This window comes from Chondromyces apiculatus DSM 436 (assembly GCF_000601485.1).
In the GTDB taxonomy this organism is placed as follows: Bacteria; Myxococcota_A; Polyangia; order Polyangiales; family Polyangiaceae; genus Chondromyces; species Chondromyces apiculatus.
In genome coordinates this window covers 54,002-68,015 of record NZ_ASRX01000006.1, presented here as the reverse complement: position 1 = coordinate 68,015, position 14,014 = coordinate 54,002, and the positions used below count along the sequence as shown (strand labels likewise).

Sequence of the window (14,014 nt, the reverse complement as noted above, 5' to 3'; positions counted from 1 at the left end):
CCGAAGGTGGCCCTAGTACCAGTCGCGGGAGGGTTGGGGTGGGTGCCATTCTGACCGCAATCTGTTCTCGTTGAATGGACGGGTGTCGTGGGGAGGAATGCCTGTGGCATCGAGCTCCCTGACGTTGGTCTGGACGGTGGAATTCGGCCTGAGCGGGTTTGGCTTGCTGTCGTTGCTGGCGGTCCCCGGGAGCATCGTCCCGTGAACGGCCTGGTCGGCGTGGACCAGCTCGTGGCCCAGGCCGAGGGCTGGAGGACGTGTCTCCCAGGGCTCTGTCCCGATGGTGGTCGTGTTCGGGTTGTAGCCCACGATGGCGTTCGTGCCTGAACCTGGGGAGCCGTCCGGGTTCTGGAACCTGTCTTCGGGGCTCGTGTAGCCCGTCACGTTGCCGCCGCTCGTGGGCTCGATGGTCACCGTCCTCCCGCTCCCGTCGATGGACTGGAGCAGGTCACGCCCGGTCGGTGTCAGGGCGATCTCGTGCAGCCCGGCCAGTGTCTGGGCCTGAAAGGCGGGATCCCCTTGGATGATCAGGCCATGGCCGACCTTGAGCGCGCCCCCGGGGAGCACCTCGACGGCGCATGGAAGCGATGGCCCTCCGACGAGCACCGTCGAGGAGCCGTTCAGGATCATCCCCCCTACGGGGTCCCCGAGGCGCGCCGACGGCATCCCGGGAGCGTTGATCTTGACGAGCGGACCGCCCTGGATGTCCACGTCGCCTGCGGAAGCGGCGATGGTGACCTTCTTCCCGCGGATCGTGACCTCGTCCGCTTCGAGCGAGATCTTCGTGTCGTCGAGGATGATCCTGGCGCCGCCTTGCGTCTCCAGGTGCACCTTGTTCGGGAACATGAGCCACCGCGTCACGTTCTCGGACCACCCCTCGCCCGGTGGTGAGACCACGACGGAGTGCATCTCTCCCACGGTCGTGGTGTCGCTCATCCCCACCTGTGTTGCCCGGTTGATGCCCACCGAGGTGGTCTTGTTTTGCGCGACCTTCTCCTGCTCGTTCTTCCGCACCATCTTGGTGCGGTTCCCCAGCACGGTCAGCGCGTCGTTGCCTTTGACCGTCTTGGTCCGATTCGCGCCGATGGTCACCTCCTCGCTGTCCTTGACCAGCTTCTTGAGGTCCTTCTCCGCCTGGATGTAGACCTGCTCTCTTCCCTTCGCGTCCTCGAACCTGAACTCGTTGGAGCCGCCCCCGCCCGGATACGACTCGCTCTTCCACCCGCTCTGCGTCTTGTTCTCGGGCAGCTTGTAGGGGACCTTCTGCAGGTTCGTGTACACCCTGCCCACGATTACGGGCCGATCGGGGTCGCCCCCCAGGAAATCGACGAGCACCTCCTGCCCGACGCGCGGCAGGTTCATCCCGCCGTACCCCGCGCCTCCCCAGGGCTGGCTCACGTGGATCCAGCAGGAGCTCTTCTCGTTCATCTGGCTCTCGCGGTCCCAGTGGAAGTGGACCCGCACCCTGCCGAATTCATCGCAGTGCAGCCCTTCCCCAGGCGGCCCCACCACCGTGGCGCTCTCCACCCCGCTCACCCGGGGCCTGGGCGTGCTCAGCTCTGGCCGGTAGACCACCTCGGCGCTCACCACCTCGCAGTGGTGGGCCCACTCCCCGTCCGTCGTGCCCTGGAGCGTCGACTCCCGCACCAGGAGCCTCTTGCCGGTGCCCAGGTCCGACTTCGGGTGATCCCGCATGCCCATCACCATGCCTGGCGAAAGATCGTGGGCATTCGTCTCGAAGGAGCACACCTTCGCGGTCACCCGCTTCGCGGCCAGCCGCTTGCTCACCAGCGCTTCGCCTTCTTTTTCGTCGCTGCGGGTCCTGCCTCGGTCGTCGGCGACCGGGGTGTCCTCGCCCTTCTCGGCGCGGAGCAGGAACGCGCCTGGCGTGTAGTGATACCGCTCCAGCCTCGCTTCCAGCCCCTCGTCCTCGACCCTCGCGCTCTTCATCAGCGGGTAGCTGGGAGGTAAGCGGTAATCGTGATCCCGCATCGTGTATTTGCCGGGGCGCACCCGCTGGCCGACGCGGACGTGGGTCACGTGTTCCTCGTCGGACGTGGCCATCGGCTTGTCGCGGTACGCAATCGCCGGCTCTCGCAGCGGATTCGCGTGCGGTGCGTCGGCCAGCACGAGCCTCGTCTCACCCTGCTCGTTGCCGAAGTAGAACGTCACGCCCACGTCCTCCAGCATCCGGCAGAAGAACGCGTAGTCCGTCTCGGCGTACTGCACGCGGTATTTCCGCGCCTTGAAGGGCTCCGTGAGCTTCTCCTCGAACGGGACCTCCCACTCCCCGAGGAGCTTTCTCGCGATGTCGATCTCGGACTCCTGCTGGAACATCCTGTAGTTCCGCCGCTGGGTCAGGAGCCACAGCGTGGGGACGAGGGCGAATTCGTACGTCGCGACGCCGGGGGTGCTGCCGGTGCTGTCCTCCACGCCGATCTGCTGGAGGTGATTGCAGAGCCCGGACCAGGTGCGCACGTGCGGGCCTGAATTCAGGGTGAAGGTCGCAGGCTGACCGACCACATCCTCGAAGCAGAGGTCGATGTTGGTGCTGAGGGCGACGAGGTGGACGGCGTAGAGCGACGAGAGCCGCTCGTGCACCGAGAAGTGCCGTACGTCCAGCGGGTCGCCAGAAGCGATCTCGAGATGGAGGTTGTCCGTCACGGTCCTTGCCCCCTTCTGAATCCCCCGGAAGGTTGCCGCGATCACCTCGATGTAAAGCGCTGCTCGGTTCTCCGTCAAGGACCACAGAACGCTGCAACCTCGGCCGAGGATGGCATTGCACCCTCGGCCGGTGGTCGTTCCTGGCCGGCGCGATCCGTCAGGATCCGTCAGAGCTGGTCGGACATCAGGTGGCCTTCTCGGTGCGTCCGTCCGGGTGCCGCGCGAAGCGGCCGTCCTCGCGGGCGTGCACGGGCCCGTCGCTCCCCCAGGGCCAGCCCCCGAAGCGGGTCCGCTGGTAGTCCTGGAACGCCTGCCGGATCTCGGCCTGCGTGTTCATCACGAAGGGCCCGTACTGCGCCACGGTCTCGCCGATCGGCTTGCCCTGCAGGATCAGGATCTCCGCCTCGTCGGGCCCGTTCTCCAGCAGCGTCGCCGCGTCCGTGCGCACCTCCACCAGCCTGCGCCCGGGCACCACGCGCGGCCCGATGCGGAGCTGGCTGCCGCGGAAGAAGTACAGCGTCCGGTTCACGTTCCCCGTGCTCGCTGCCGGCAGCGTGAAGCGCGCCCCGGGCGCCATCTTCAGCGTCCAGATGGCCACGTCGGCCTCGGGTCGCGACGCCCACGAGCGCGGCGGCGGCGACGGCGGCTGGTACTCCCCGTAGCGCCCTGCGACCACGGTGATCTCCGTCTCGCGCCCTGCCGCGTCGCGCACGATCCCCTTCGGCACCGTGTCGCCCCACATCATCACGAACTGCGGCTCGGCCATCTTGTCGGCGCGCGGCAGGTTCAGCCAGAGCTGGAACAGCTCGAGCGGGTTCGGCCCCTCCTGGTTCAGGAGCGGCATCATCTCCGCGTGCACGATGCCCTTGCCGGCGGTCAGCCACTGCACGTCACCGCCGCCGTAGCGCGCCGTCGCCCCGAGCGAGTCCGAGTGATCGACGAGCCCGCGCCGCACCACCGTCACCGTCTCGAACCCCCGGTGCGGGTGCGCCGGGAAGCCGGGCACCACGTCGCCGTGGTACATGCGCCAGCCGTCCTTCCCCGCGAAGTCCTGCCCGATGTCGCGCCCTTCGAGCGAGGCGCTGGGCCCGAGCTGCGGGTTGCCGGCCGGGTAGGCGTCGTCGTGGTGCACGCAGAACAGGAACGGATCGGGCGTCTTCCAGGGCGGCGCCCCCAGGGTCTCGATGGTGCGGATCACGTCCTTCTCGGCCAGTGCCTTGTCCTCGGCCACGGCGGCAGGTGAAGTTTCGGCAACGGCGCAGGCTGCCAGCACGGGCGCCGTCGCGAGGGTCCCCAGAGCAGTTCGTCGGTCCATGCCAGCCATTGTAAGGGCGCCCCTGGCGGGCACCACGGCCTCCCCGTGGAACGTGCCGTTCGACAGGCAGCAACCATCCCTGACCCTGCGCCGCCCAGCGCCCAGCGCCCAGCGCCCAGCGCCCAGCGCCCAGCGCCCAGCGCCCAGCGCCCAGCGCCCAGCACCGGCCGTGCGCGGGCGTGCGGGCGTGCGGGCGTGCGGGCGTGCGGGCGTGCGGGCGTGCGGGCGTGCGGGCGTGCGGGTGTCAGGTCGTCGAGGGGGCCAGGCGCGGCAGGGACTTCGGCCTGAAGCCGATCTCTGCGCAGAGCGCCTCCAGGGTCTGCTGGACGGCGGCGATCTCGTCCCTGGTCAGCTTCAGGAAGGTGAACGCATCGGCGAGCTTGTCGGGCGAGAAGGAGCGGGTCTGCGGGTTGACCAGCGCGAGCGCGGTGATCACCCCGCGGAGCAGGGGATTGTGCGAGACCACCGCGCCCCGCGGGTGGCGCCCGGCGAGGATCTCGTTGATCTCCGCGCGCTGCTTCGAGCTGGGCGCCCCGCCGTCGGTGAACACGATGCTCGCGGTCTTCAGGAGATCGCGTTCGCGGATCAAGCCGATGTACCGGGCCCACTCCTCCTCGCGGGGTGGTGCTTCCCCGTGGAGGACCACGACCACGTTTCCCACCACCGTCGACACCATGGTCTTCATCGAGGCTTGCGGCAATTTACCAGAGTAGCCTCGCGCGTTACCCGAGCTGCAGCTCGGGCGGCGCGCATTTCAGCCGGACACCCAGCTCCGCGTAGAGACCCTTGAGCGCCTGGTGAATGGCGGCGATCTCGTCGGTCGTGAGCTTCAGATGGGCGTAGGCATCGGCGAGCTTGTCCGGCGGATACGAGCGGACCAGGGGGTTGAACATGTTGAGGGCGGTGATGGCCCCCCGGATCAGGGGATTGTGCGAGATCGCGACGGCTCGTCCGGGGCGCCCGGCGAGGATGGCGTTGACCTGCTGGCGCTGCTTCGTGCTCGGCGCCCCGCCGTCCGTGAACACCAGGCTGCGGGCATTCGAGTACTCCGAGATCGAGCTGAGCAAGCGGATGTACTTGGCCCACTCCTCTTCGCGTGGCAGCGCGTCCGTGTGGAGGACCAGGATGATGTTCCCCACCAGCGTTGAGACCATGGTCTTCATCGTGACCCCCTCCGCGACGAGCAGCTCCAGGGCGCCGAGGCGTCGCCCGGGGGCCCCCCCCCTTCACCCGCGCTCTCCGGCTCGGCCGAGGCGCAGATCGTGTGTCGAACCATACCGAGCCAGGCTATCAGAGGACCCCCGCGCCTCGGAACCGGCCCGGTGATGGCGGCTTCTCCGTGAGCGGCGCGTCCGAGCCGTAGTGATGCGTCCGAGCCCCGGTGTGCTCAAGGTCGGCATGCCCGAGCCTCGGTGTGCTCAAGGTCGGCATGCCCGAGCCTCCGCGTGCGCGAGGGTCGGCATGCCCGGGGCGGGGCTCAGGCTTCGGCGTCGAGCGCTTCCGTCAGTGCGGCGTGCTGCTTCGCCATGGCCTGCATGACCCGCTCCAGCTCCGTGAGCTGAGCGAGCTTCGCCGCGCGCGCTTCGGCCGCCTTCTTCGCCGCCTCGGCGTCCTCCTCCAGCTCCTTGAGCCGCAGCTCGGACGCGGCAAGCTCCTCGCGCTGCCGGGCGATGGTGACCTGCATCGACGCCACGGTCTCTTCTTCTTCCGTCACCTCGCGCTTCTGCTCCTTGAGGAAGAACTGGTCGGCGAAGTCCGGAGGCAGCCCGAGCTGCTGGTGGGGGAGCTGCGCCAGCGTGCCGTGGAGGACCTTCCGCGCGGCGTTCACCCGGTCCACCCACTGGGCCCGCGCGCCCGTGTAGCGGAAGATCCGGTTGGTCGCCTGGGCGTGCTCCCGGGCCTGCACCGCCGCGTCGGCGGCCTGCACGAGCGCCGTCAGCTCCGGGGCGAGCGCGTGCAGCGTGGGCAGGTTGCTTTCCTCCAGCGACCGCACCCAGCCCCGCATGCTCACGAGCTTCGCCCCCAGCACGGGCCGCTTGAACTCCTTGAGGGTCTTGTTCCTGAAGTAGTGGACGTAGAACGAGTGCTCCCGGTCGTCGTTGACGAGCGTGAGCACCGCCTTCGCCAGCCGCCCCGCGAAGGCGTCCAGGTTGCTGTTCGCCATGTCCACGCGGGCCTGCGCCTCGGTCTGGGCGTCGATGATCTCCAGCTCGCGGGTGAGCACGTCGAGCCCCTCGGCGCGGAGCCCCTCGAAGATCGCCACGTGCGGCGTCCCCACCGGGTGGGCCTTGAGCCGCTGCAGGGTGTAGCCGACCTGGGGGAAGAGGGTGAGCAGGGCATTGCGTGGATCTAACGTTCTGGCAGCCATGGGATGAACCTCCGGCATGAATGGTGCAATGCACGACCGCCGACGGCTCATGGCCTGCGGCGCGGTCCTCGCCGCGGAGAGGGCATTGCCTCCCGTGCGTCCTGGTGCACTGCAATGGGCGCGGAGGCAGGAATAATCATTCCCGTTTCCGCGGCAACTCGAAAATCGAACCTGCCGTTCACTTCCCGTGCAGGTGGAACCGCGGCGACTGCCTCCCGCTGGCATCGAGGTTGCCTTTCCGGCGCCTCCGCACCCGTCGCTGCTGCCCGCCGCTCCCGGTTCGCGGGCCCGGAGCGCTCCTGCGGGCGGCGTACGCGGGGATCCTCCGCGCGGCAGCCCGTTCCCGGTCGCCGGTGACGACCCTTCCTGGCTGCGGAGCACCTCCCTCCCCGAGGGACGGGGTCATTCGGAGCTTCAGGATCCTGCCCGGCCCAGGGACGGGGTCATTCGGACCGCGCCGAACCTCCCCAGCCCCGGGGCCGGGCGCATTCCGGGCGAGAACATGGCCGTCGTCCGGGGACGGTGGCGTTCGGAGCGCGTGAATGACCCCCGCCGCGCCCCGGGGCCGGTGTCCTTCGGAGCCCTCCGAACGCCCTCCGCCACCCGGGCCGGTGTCCTTCGGAGCCCTCCGACCCGCCCCGGCCTCTGGGCCGGTGTCCTTCGGAGCTTCAGGATCCTGCCCGGCCCGGGGCCGGAGTCATTCTCGGCGCCGGAGTGGGAGGGTCTGCCACGGCCGGGTGGCGTCTCCGCGCTGCGAGGCTGCCCGGGTCCAGTGGGGCAGGGGGGATTCCGGGAGGTCCGAACGCGACCCTCCCCGGCGGAGGATCGCGTTCGCGCGGGAGGAGCGTCCTCTGCCGGTTCGCCGTTGGACCCCGGCGTTCCGCTGCTGTACCTGGGCCGGGAGGAGCGGGGGCGACCCCCGAAGTGGAAACCACGTTGACCCGCTGGATGCTGCGACTGACCCCGGTGCTGGTGCTGCTCGGCGTCGGGGCCCCGGCGCACGCCTTCACGGGGGCAGGTCACCGGGTCATCGAGGCCCAGGCTTACCTGCAGATGATGAAGAAGGTGGACGGGGAGGGGCACCGCGTCCTCGCGTCCTTGCTGGAGGAGCGGGTCCTCGAACGGCCCAGGTGCTTCGATCGGGCCCGCGGCGAGGGCTGCGCCGAGGACGTCCGCGACGAGCCCCTCCTGATGTGGCCGAAGCTGATGTCGGACAAGCCCGACCTGGTGATCACCCGGCAGGTCGGCTCGCTCGGGCAGTGCTTCCACTTCATGGCCAAGCTCGACGACGAGTCGGGGAAGACGAACCCGGACGAGGACGCCTATCCCCTCACCCTCGGCTGGGAGGCGTACCGACGGTGCATCATCACCATGACCAAGCTCCGCAACCGGATCGTCTACGGCGATCCGGCCGCGGCGCGGGACGAGCACGTGGGCGTGTACGAGCTGATGCACATCGTCGCCGACGCCTTCTCCTGGGCCCACGTGGAGCGCGACGACGCCGGCAGGATCGTCTACCTGCGGGTGTGGAACCCGCTGACCTGGCTCGCGACCTCCACCGGCTACGAGCACTCCCCGACGCGGCACGACGCGCCCGACGAGCGCGATGAGGCCTACGTCAAGCGCGAGCTGACGGTCCAGGGTCGGTCCTGCGGGTCGTTCACGGACCACCCCTACACGGTGCCCCCGGAGTGCCTCTCCCGGGAGGCGCAGCAGGCGGTGGCGGCGACGGTGGCCCTGCTGCAGACGCTGCACGAACAGCGGCGCCACGCGCAGGCGTGTGGCGGCGGCAAGACGCGGGAGGCGTGCGCCGAGGCGCAGGCGGTGGTGGCGCGCAACGATCAGCTCTGGCGGGCATTCCTGGGGAAGCACCTGGCGTTCCGGGGGCGCGGGCAGGTCGAGCGCATGGGCTTCGCCGAGGCGCTCGGCGAGATCACCAACCTGGAGCGCGATCTCGCCCCGAGGGCCGTCTTCGGCGGCTACTCCCGCCTCGACCCGATCCCGCGCTTCGGCAGCTCCGAGTTCCAGGTGGGGGCGTTCGGGGAGCGCATCCTCCAGACGCAGATCCCGAGCCCGATCACCCCGATGCTCTCCGCGCAGCTCGGCCTGGTGCGCGCGAACGCGGATGACGCTGTGACGCAGGGCGTGAAGCGCTACGGCGTGGTCGTGGGCAGCGCCATCTCGTTCACCTTGCCCCTTTCCTACAGCCTCTCGGTGGGCACCTCGCTGTTCTCGTGGCAGGTCCTCGTGCACGGATCGGCCAGCGACGCCGCGCGCCCCGACGTCGCGCTGCGGATCTCCACCCGCCTCGGCCTCCTTGACTGGACCCCGGAGCTCGGGGGCGGGAAGCTCAGGGTCCGCTTCGAGGGACCCGGGGAGGTCTCGTGGCGGGACGGAGAGTGGCGCTGGTCGCTCGGCCTCGGCGTGGGGTACGTGCTCCAGGCGCCGACCACCAGTGTGCAGGACGAGAACCTCCTGCCCTTCCTCACCGAGGCGCAGCGCAGGCGGGCGCGCCGCCGGAGGGAGGGCGAGGCGCCGGAGGATGCGCCGTCAGGGTCCGCAGGGGAGGCCGGCAAGGCCGGCAAGGTCGGCAAGGCCGGCGAGGTCGGCAAGGTCGGCGAGGCCGGCGAGGCCGGCGAGGCTGACGCGGTGGGCGAGGCTGACGACGCCGAGGAGGGCGGCCGGATCGGGTGGCGGCCACGGCCGCTGTGGTCCGGTCGGCCGCAGAAGCGCTACAGCTCCGACCGGGTGCTGCTCGGCGCCACCCTCTTCGTCCGGGGCGAGGAGGATCAGCCCCTCGCTTCGGCCTCGCTCAGCCACGAGCGCAGGTACGACGAGGACCTCTGGTACCGCAGGTTCACCACCTCCCTCGGCTTCGCCACCAGCGCCGTGATCTCCTTCGACGGAGAGCGGAAGAACCTCGGCTTCGGCGAGGCGCTGAGCCTCTGGATCTACCCCTTCCAGCCCCTGGGGATCGTGCTGCGCCCGCTCGCGGTGCAGGGGACGATCCTGAACCTGCAGGACCCCGACGACTTCACCTTCCACGCCGGCGCCCGCCTCGGCGCCGCGGTCTCCCTGAGCGACTTCGACCTGATCCTGGAGTCCCCCGAGTTCGTCTGGGCCCAGTGGCGAGGGACGGAGGCGCCGAGCTACCTGTTCCTGTTCCCGAACGAGATCCTCGGCCTGAAGGTGGGCTGGAAGCACTCGTTCCGGTGAAGGGGCGCGTGAACGGGCACGGGCGCGGGCGCGTCCAGAGGTCTGGACCCCTTTGGAGATCGAGCGGCTCTGCGCGGCGGACGGGATCGTGTTCGTCATCGAATCGCAGCGCGCCATGTGACCGGGTCGTATTGCGCCTGGCAGGAAGAGCCGGGATGGCCCGCTGGCAGACGCGCTGTCGCGGAGCTATCGCCTGGTGCTGACCCTGAGGAGCCGCTCCCGCAGCGCGCCCCCGCAGGGATCACCACGCCCACCGCCCGGAGGAACCGACATGAAGCAGCGCTCTGTTCTCATCACCGGCGCCAGCATCGCGGGCCCGGCCCTCGCGTTCTGGTTGCGTCGCCACGGCGGAGAGATCGTGGTGGTCGAGCGGGCCCCGGAGCTGCGGGACGGGGGACAGACCGTCGACATCCGCGGCGCGGGGAGGAAGGTGGTGCAGCGGATGGGGATCGAGCAGGCGATCCGCGAGAACACCACCCACGAGGACGGCATCGCCTTCGTCGACGCGGAGAACCGGACCCAGGCGGGCATCGGCGCGGAGGCGTTCGGGGGCGAGGGGCCCGTCGCGGAGCTGGAGATCCTGCGGGGCGAGCTGGCCAAGGTGCTCATCGCGCGCGCGCAGGAGGGCGTGACGTACGTCTTCGGCGATCAGGTGACGGGCCTCGTCGACGACGGCGAGAAGGTGGAGGCGCGCTTCCTCCACGGGGCAACGAGGACCTTCGATCTCGTGGTCATCGCCGAGGGGATCAACTCCCGGACCCGCAAGCTCGTCTTCGGCGACGAGGTGACAATGCGGCCCTTCAACCTCTACACGGCCTACTTCACCATCCCCCGCGCGGACACCGACGGGCGCTGGGCGCGGTGGTTCAGCGCGCCGGGGAGCCGGAGCGTCCTGCTGCGCCCCGACAACCTGGGCACGACCCGGGCGGCGATGATGTTCCTGACCTCCGAGCGCGGCTACGAGAAGCTCGATCGGGCGGAGCAGCAGGCGCTGCTCGCGCGCGTCTTCGCCGACGCGGGCTGGGAGGTGCCGCGGGTGCTCGCCGAGTGCTTCAAGGCGAAGGACTTCTACTTCGAGGACGTGGGGCAGGTGAGGATGCCCCGCTGGTCGAAGGGCCGGGTGGCGCTCCTCGGAGACGCCGCCTACTGCGCCTCGCCCGTGAGCGGCATGGGCACCAGCCTGGCGCTGGTCGGGGCCTACGTCCTCGCCGGCGAGCTGGGGCGCCACGACGACCACCGGGAGGCGTTCGCGTCCTACGAGAAGATCCTGCGGCCCTACGTGAAGGAGGCCCAGTCCGTGCCGAGGTTCGCGCCCCGCCTGGCGTCGCCGCGGACGCGGCCCGCGATCGCACTGAGGAACACCGTGCTGCGCTTCGCCACCGTGCCGGTGGTGCAGAACCTCTTCGGCAAGCTGCTGTCGCCGCCAACCAACGCGATCACGCTCCCGGACTACGGCACCTGGACGGGGTGACCGGGGGGCCGCGCTGTTCGTTCCCTCGACCTGTTCGTTCCGAGCGCAGCGAGTCTCCCTGGCTTCAGGTGTCGAAGCGGTAGGTGGTCGCCTCGGCCGAGGGGCGGGCGGCGAACTGCGCGCAGAACGCGTTCAGCGCCGGGTAGGGGGCCAGGGGGAGGACGTCCCGGAACTCCAGGTGGGTGACCAGGCAGAAGAGGGTGACCTCCAGGTAGCTGAGGTCGCGGTCTCTGCGGAGGGCGTCGAGCGCGTCGAGCGCGGGCCGCGCGTTGTCCTCCAGCCACGCCATCATGTTGAGCAGGCTCCTGCGCAGCTTGACCTGGTGCGCGTTGTCGTCGCTGCCGCCGGCGACCTTGGCCATGACCAGGCTGACCTCCGTGGCCATGGCCTGGGTGACGAATTCCTGGGCATTGGCGAGGACCGGGGCGTCGAGGTCCTCGGGCCACACCGTCTGCGGTGTGCGCGGGGAGAGCCGGGACAGCGCGCGGGAGATGTTGAGGGCGCCGAACCAGACGCCGCGCGCGGTGTGGAGCGTGGGCAGCCGGAGGGCCGGGTTGCCGCCGTAGTCGGCCGGGTTGGCGGACATGAGGTCGCGCACGACCTGGAAGGTGTAGTCGACGCGCATCTCGGCGGCGAAGAGCCGGGTGATGCGCGTGAAGTGGGAGCTGGAACGGCCAAAGAGCACGGGCCTGGTGAGATCGGTGGGGGCGGGTTGCATGTTCGTTCCTCCGGCTCCGGGAGCACCTGCGGGACGCAAGGGTGCCCCATCGACCAGGGGAGGAACAAGCCGGTCGCGCAGGGCGCTTCGCGCTACAGTCGCGGGGCCTCGCCGGGAAGTCCCGGCCGAGGTGAGAAAGGTGAGGGCGTTCGAAGGTGAAAGCCGCGCTGTACGAGATTCCGGTCCGTCGCATCGATCACGCGGAGACCACGCTCGGGGAGTTCGAGGGGAAGGTGCTGCTCATCGTCAACGTGGCCTCGCAGTGCGGGCTCACGCCGCAGTACGAGGGGCTCGAAAAGCTCCACGAGCGCTACCGGGATCGAGGGCTCGCGGTGCTCGGGTTCCCGGCGAACGAGTTCGGAGCGCAGGAGCCGGGGACCGACGAGGAGATCCAGCAGTTCTGCAGCACGAGCTACGGGGTGGAGTTCCCGATGTTCGAGAAGATCGTGGTCAAGGGCGAGGGGCAGCACCCGCTCTACGCGCACCTGACGCACGCGATCCCGAAGGCGGAGGCCGACGCGGAGAGCGGGCTGCGCAAGACGCTCGAAGGGTACGGGCTGCTCTCGGGGGAAGCGCACGACATCCTCTGGAACTTCGAGAAGTTCCTGGTCGACCGGGAGGGCAAGGTGGTGGCGCGGTTTGCGCCCGATGTGACGCCGGGAGATCCGCGGGTGACGCGGGCGATCGAGGCCGCGCTCGGGTGAGGAGCGCGGGGTGAGGAGCGCGGGGTGAGGTGCGGGGGGTGAGGTGCGGGGGGGCTCCTTCGAGGCGCGCTCCGTTCAGCGGCGCCGTGACCCGATGGACGTGCACTTCAAGGGGACGCTCAGCTCGGCGTGGAGACCGTCGAGCGCCGCGCGGATGGACGAACCTGGCCCAGTCGTCGTCGCGCGGCGGCGCTTCCGTGTTGAGGACCAGGACGATGTCTCCAGCCAGCGTGGACGCCATGGGCGCGTTGGCAGGGCGCGCTGGCAGGGCGCGCTGGCAGGGCGCGCTGGCGGGCGAACCTGGCCGTCGGGTATCCACGAGGGGACGCGCGTCCCCCCTGCCTTTCTTCCGGGAAAGTTCGCGGGAACGCGGGCGGGAGGGTGGGTGTCCGGGAACGACGTGGTCTCGGGGACGTTGCCTGGCCGCGCACTGGTCGCGGACTGGCCTCGGCAGCGCGGGTCGTAGGATGATGGTGAGATGACGGAGCGCGCTCGGATCGCGGTGATAGGCGCAGGGATCGCGGGGCTTGCCTGCGCGACGGAGCTGTCGGCCCTGGGCGTGGCCGTGACGCTGTTCGACAAGGGGCGCGGGGTGGGCGGTCGGGTGGCGACGCGGCGCGAGGGGTCGATGCACTTCAACCACGGGGCGCAGTACGTGACGGCGCGGGGGGCGTCGTTCCGGGCCCTGCTGGACTTCCTCGTGGCGGACGGGGCGGCGGCGCCCTGGCCCGCGGCAGGGGCAGGGAGGTGGACGGGCGTGCCGGGGATGTCGGCGATCGCGCGGCACATGGCCGCCGAGTGCGGGGCCGAGGTGCGGCTCGGGCAGCAGGTGCTGTTCCTGCGCGACGACGAGGTGGGGTGGCTGGTGCGGGTGGTGCCGGCGAAAAGTGCGTTCCCGGGGGAGGTGCTCGACGAGGGCGGAGAGGTGGAGCGGTTCGACGCGGTGCTCCTGGCGATCCCGGCGGCGCAGGCGGCGCCGCTGCTCCAGGCGGCGAACCACCCGTTCGGGGAGGTGGTGTCGGCGGTGGAGATGGCGCCATGCTGGACGATGATGGCAGCGTTCGCAGGGCGGGTGGATGCGCCCGACGTGCAGCGCTACGAGGAGGGGCCGCTGTCGTGGGTGGCCCGCGAGAGTTCGCGCCCCGGGGCGACAGAGGAGCCGGATCGGTGGGTGGTGCAGGCGTCGCCCGGGTGGTCGCGGCGGATGCTGGAGCGGGACGCGGCCGAGGTGGGGACGATGCTGCTCGGCGCGTTCGTGGCCGCGACGGGGGCGCAGGAGGCGCCGCTCCACACGGCGACGCACCGCTGGCGGCACGCGCGGACCGAGCAGCCCCTCGGGGAGGCGGCGCTCTGGGACGGGGAGCGGCGGATCGGGGTGTGCGGGGACTGGTGCCTCGGGGCGCGGGTGGAGGCGGCGTGGACGTCGGGTCGGGCGCTCGCCGCGCTGGTCGCGGACAGGCCGGTGGAGCTGGAGCTGGAGGACGCAGCCCCGGGCTAACGGGGGGCGAAATTATTTTTGTCACCAGGTCGGGGTGCCGCCCGTTGGTCGCTCGAAGAC

10 protein-coding genes are annotated in these 14,014 nt (G+C 70.4%); 4 read left to right on the top strand and 6 right to left on the bottom strand.

The features are described 5' to 3' along the window. Positions 1-12: 12 nt before the first annotated feature. From tssI to CAP_RS04740, 5 genes are all read right to left on the bottom strand, one after another. Entirely contained in the window at positions 13-2,664 is a 2,652-nt protein-coding gene (tssI, locus tag CAP_RS43735; protein ID WP_231511086.1) for a type VI secretion system tip protein TssI/VgrG, read from the bottom strand. Positions 2,665-2,848: 184 nt separating this feature from the next. Then, positions 2,849-3,988: a pirin family protein gene (locus CAP_RS04755; RefSeq protein ID WP_081864560.1), complete on the bottom strand. Its 1,140-nt coding sequence runs from the start codon at positions 3,986-3,988 to the stop codon at positions 2,849-2,851. A gap of 235 nt (positions 3,989-4,223) precedes the next feature. Further along, a complete protein-coding gene (locus CAP_RS04750) occupies positions 4,224-4,664 on the bottom strand; it encodes a hypothetical protein (RefSeq protein WP_044236577.1) in 441 nt (146 codons plus the stop codon). A 37-nt stretch (positions 4,665-4,701) separates the two neighbouring features. Continuing rightward, positions 4,702-5,142, bottom strand: coding sequence for a hypothetical protein (locus CAP_RS04745; protein WP_044236574.1), 441 nt, complete (start codon positions 5,140-5,142; stop codon positions 4,702-4,704). A gap of 314 nt (positions 5,143-5,456) precedes the next feature. After that, complete coding sequence (locus tag CAP_RS04740) at positions 5,457-6,347, bottom strand: hypothetical protein (protein WP_044236572.1); 891 nt, start codon at positions 6,345-6,347, stop codon at positions 5,457-5,459. A gap of 948 nt (positions 6,348-7,295) precedes the next feature. On the opposite strand from CAP_RS04740, the gene CAP_RS04735 reads away from it, so the two are divergent. Continuing rightward, on the top strand, positions 7,296-9,563 hold the full coding sequence (locus tag CAP_RS04735; protein ID WP_044236569.1) for a collagen-like protein: 2,268 nt from the start codon (positions 7,296-7,298) through the stop codon (positions 9,561-9,563). Positions 9,564-9,834: 271 nt separating this feature from the next. Further along, complete coding sequence (locus tag CAP_RS04730; protein ID WP_044236566.1) at positions 9,835-11,034, top strand: FAD-dependent monooxygenase; 1,200 nt, start codon at positions 9,835-9,837, stop codon at positions 11,032-11,034. Positions 11,035-11,098: 64 nt separating this feature from the next. Here CAP_RS04730 and CAP_RS04725 read toward each other — a convergent pair whose 3' ends face one another. After that, a complete protein-coding gene (locus tag CAP_RS04725; RefSeq protein ID WP_044236563.1) occupies positions 11,099-11,752 on the bottom strand; it encodes a glutathione S-transferase family protein in 654 nt (217 codons plus the stop codon). 155 nt (positions 11,753-11,907) lie between these two features. Between CAP_RS04725 and CAP_RS04720 the strand changes: the two genes are divergently transcribed. Continuing rightward, a complete protein-coding gene (locus CAP_RS04720) occupies positions 11,908-12,456 on the top strand; it encodes a glutathione peroxidase (protein ID WP_044236561.1) in 549 nt (182 codons plus the stop codon). Positions 12,457-12,934: 478 nt separating this feature from the next. Then, complete coding sequence (locus tag CAP_RS04715; RefSeq protein ID WP_044236558.1) at positions 12,935-13,954, top strand: NAD(P)/FAD-dependent oxidoreductase; 1,020 nt, start codon at positions 12,935-12,937, stop codon at positions 13,952-13,954. Positions 13,955-14,014 lie beyond the last annotated feature (60 nt).

Excerpts from the sequence above, each read along its gene's own strand:
- CAP_RS04740 (WP_044236572.1), bottom strand. The coding sequence starts at position 6,347 with ATGGCTGCCAGAACGTTAGATCCACGCAATGCCCTGCTCACCCTCTTC.
- CAP_RS04745 (WP_044236574.1), bottom strand. The coding sequence starts at position 5,142 with ATGAAGACCATGGTCTCAACGCTGGTGGGGAACATCATCCTGGTCCTC.
- CAP_RS04715 (WP_044236558.1), top strand. The coding sequence starts at position 12,935 with ATGACGGAGCGCGCTCGGATCGCGGTGATAGGCGCAGGGATCGCGGGG.
- CAP_RS04725 (WP_044236563.1), bottom strand. The coding sequence starts at position 11,752 with ATGCAACCCGCCCCCACCGATCTCACCAGGCCCGTGCTCTTTGGCCGT.
- CAP_RS04730 (WP_044236566.1), top strand. The coding sequence starts at position 9,835 with ATGAAGCAGCGCTCTGTTCTCATCACCGGCGCCAGCATCGCGGGCCCG.
- CAP_RS04750 (WP_044236577.1), bottom strand. The coding sequence starts at position 4,664 with ATGAAGACCATGGTGTCGACGGTGGTGGGAAACGTGGTCGTGGTCCTC.
- CAP_RS04735 (WP_044236569.1), top strand. The coding sequence starts at position 7,296 with ATGCTGCGACTGACCCCGGTGCTGGTGCTGCTCGGCGTCGGGGCCCCG.
- CAP_RS04755 (WP_081864560.1), bottom strand. The coding sequence starts at position 3,988 with ATGGCTGGCATGGACCGACGAACTGCTCTGGGGACCCTCGCGACGGCG.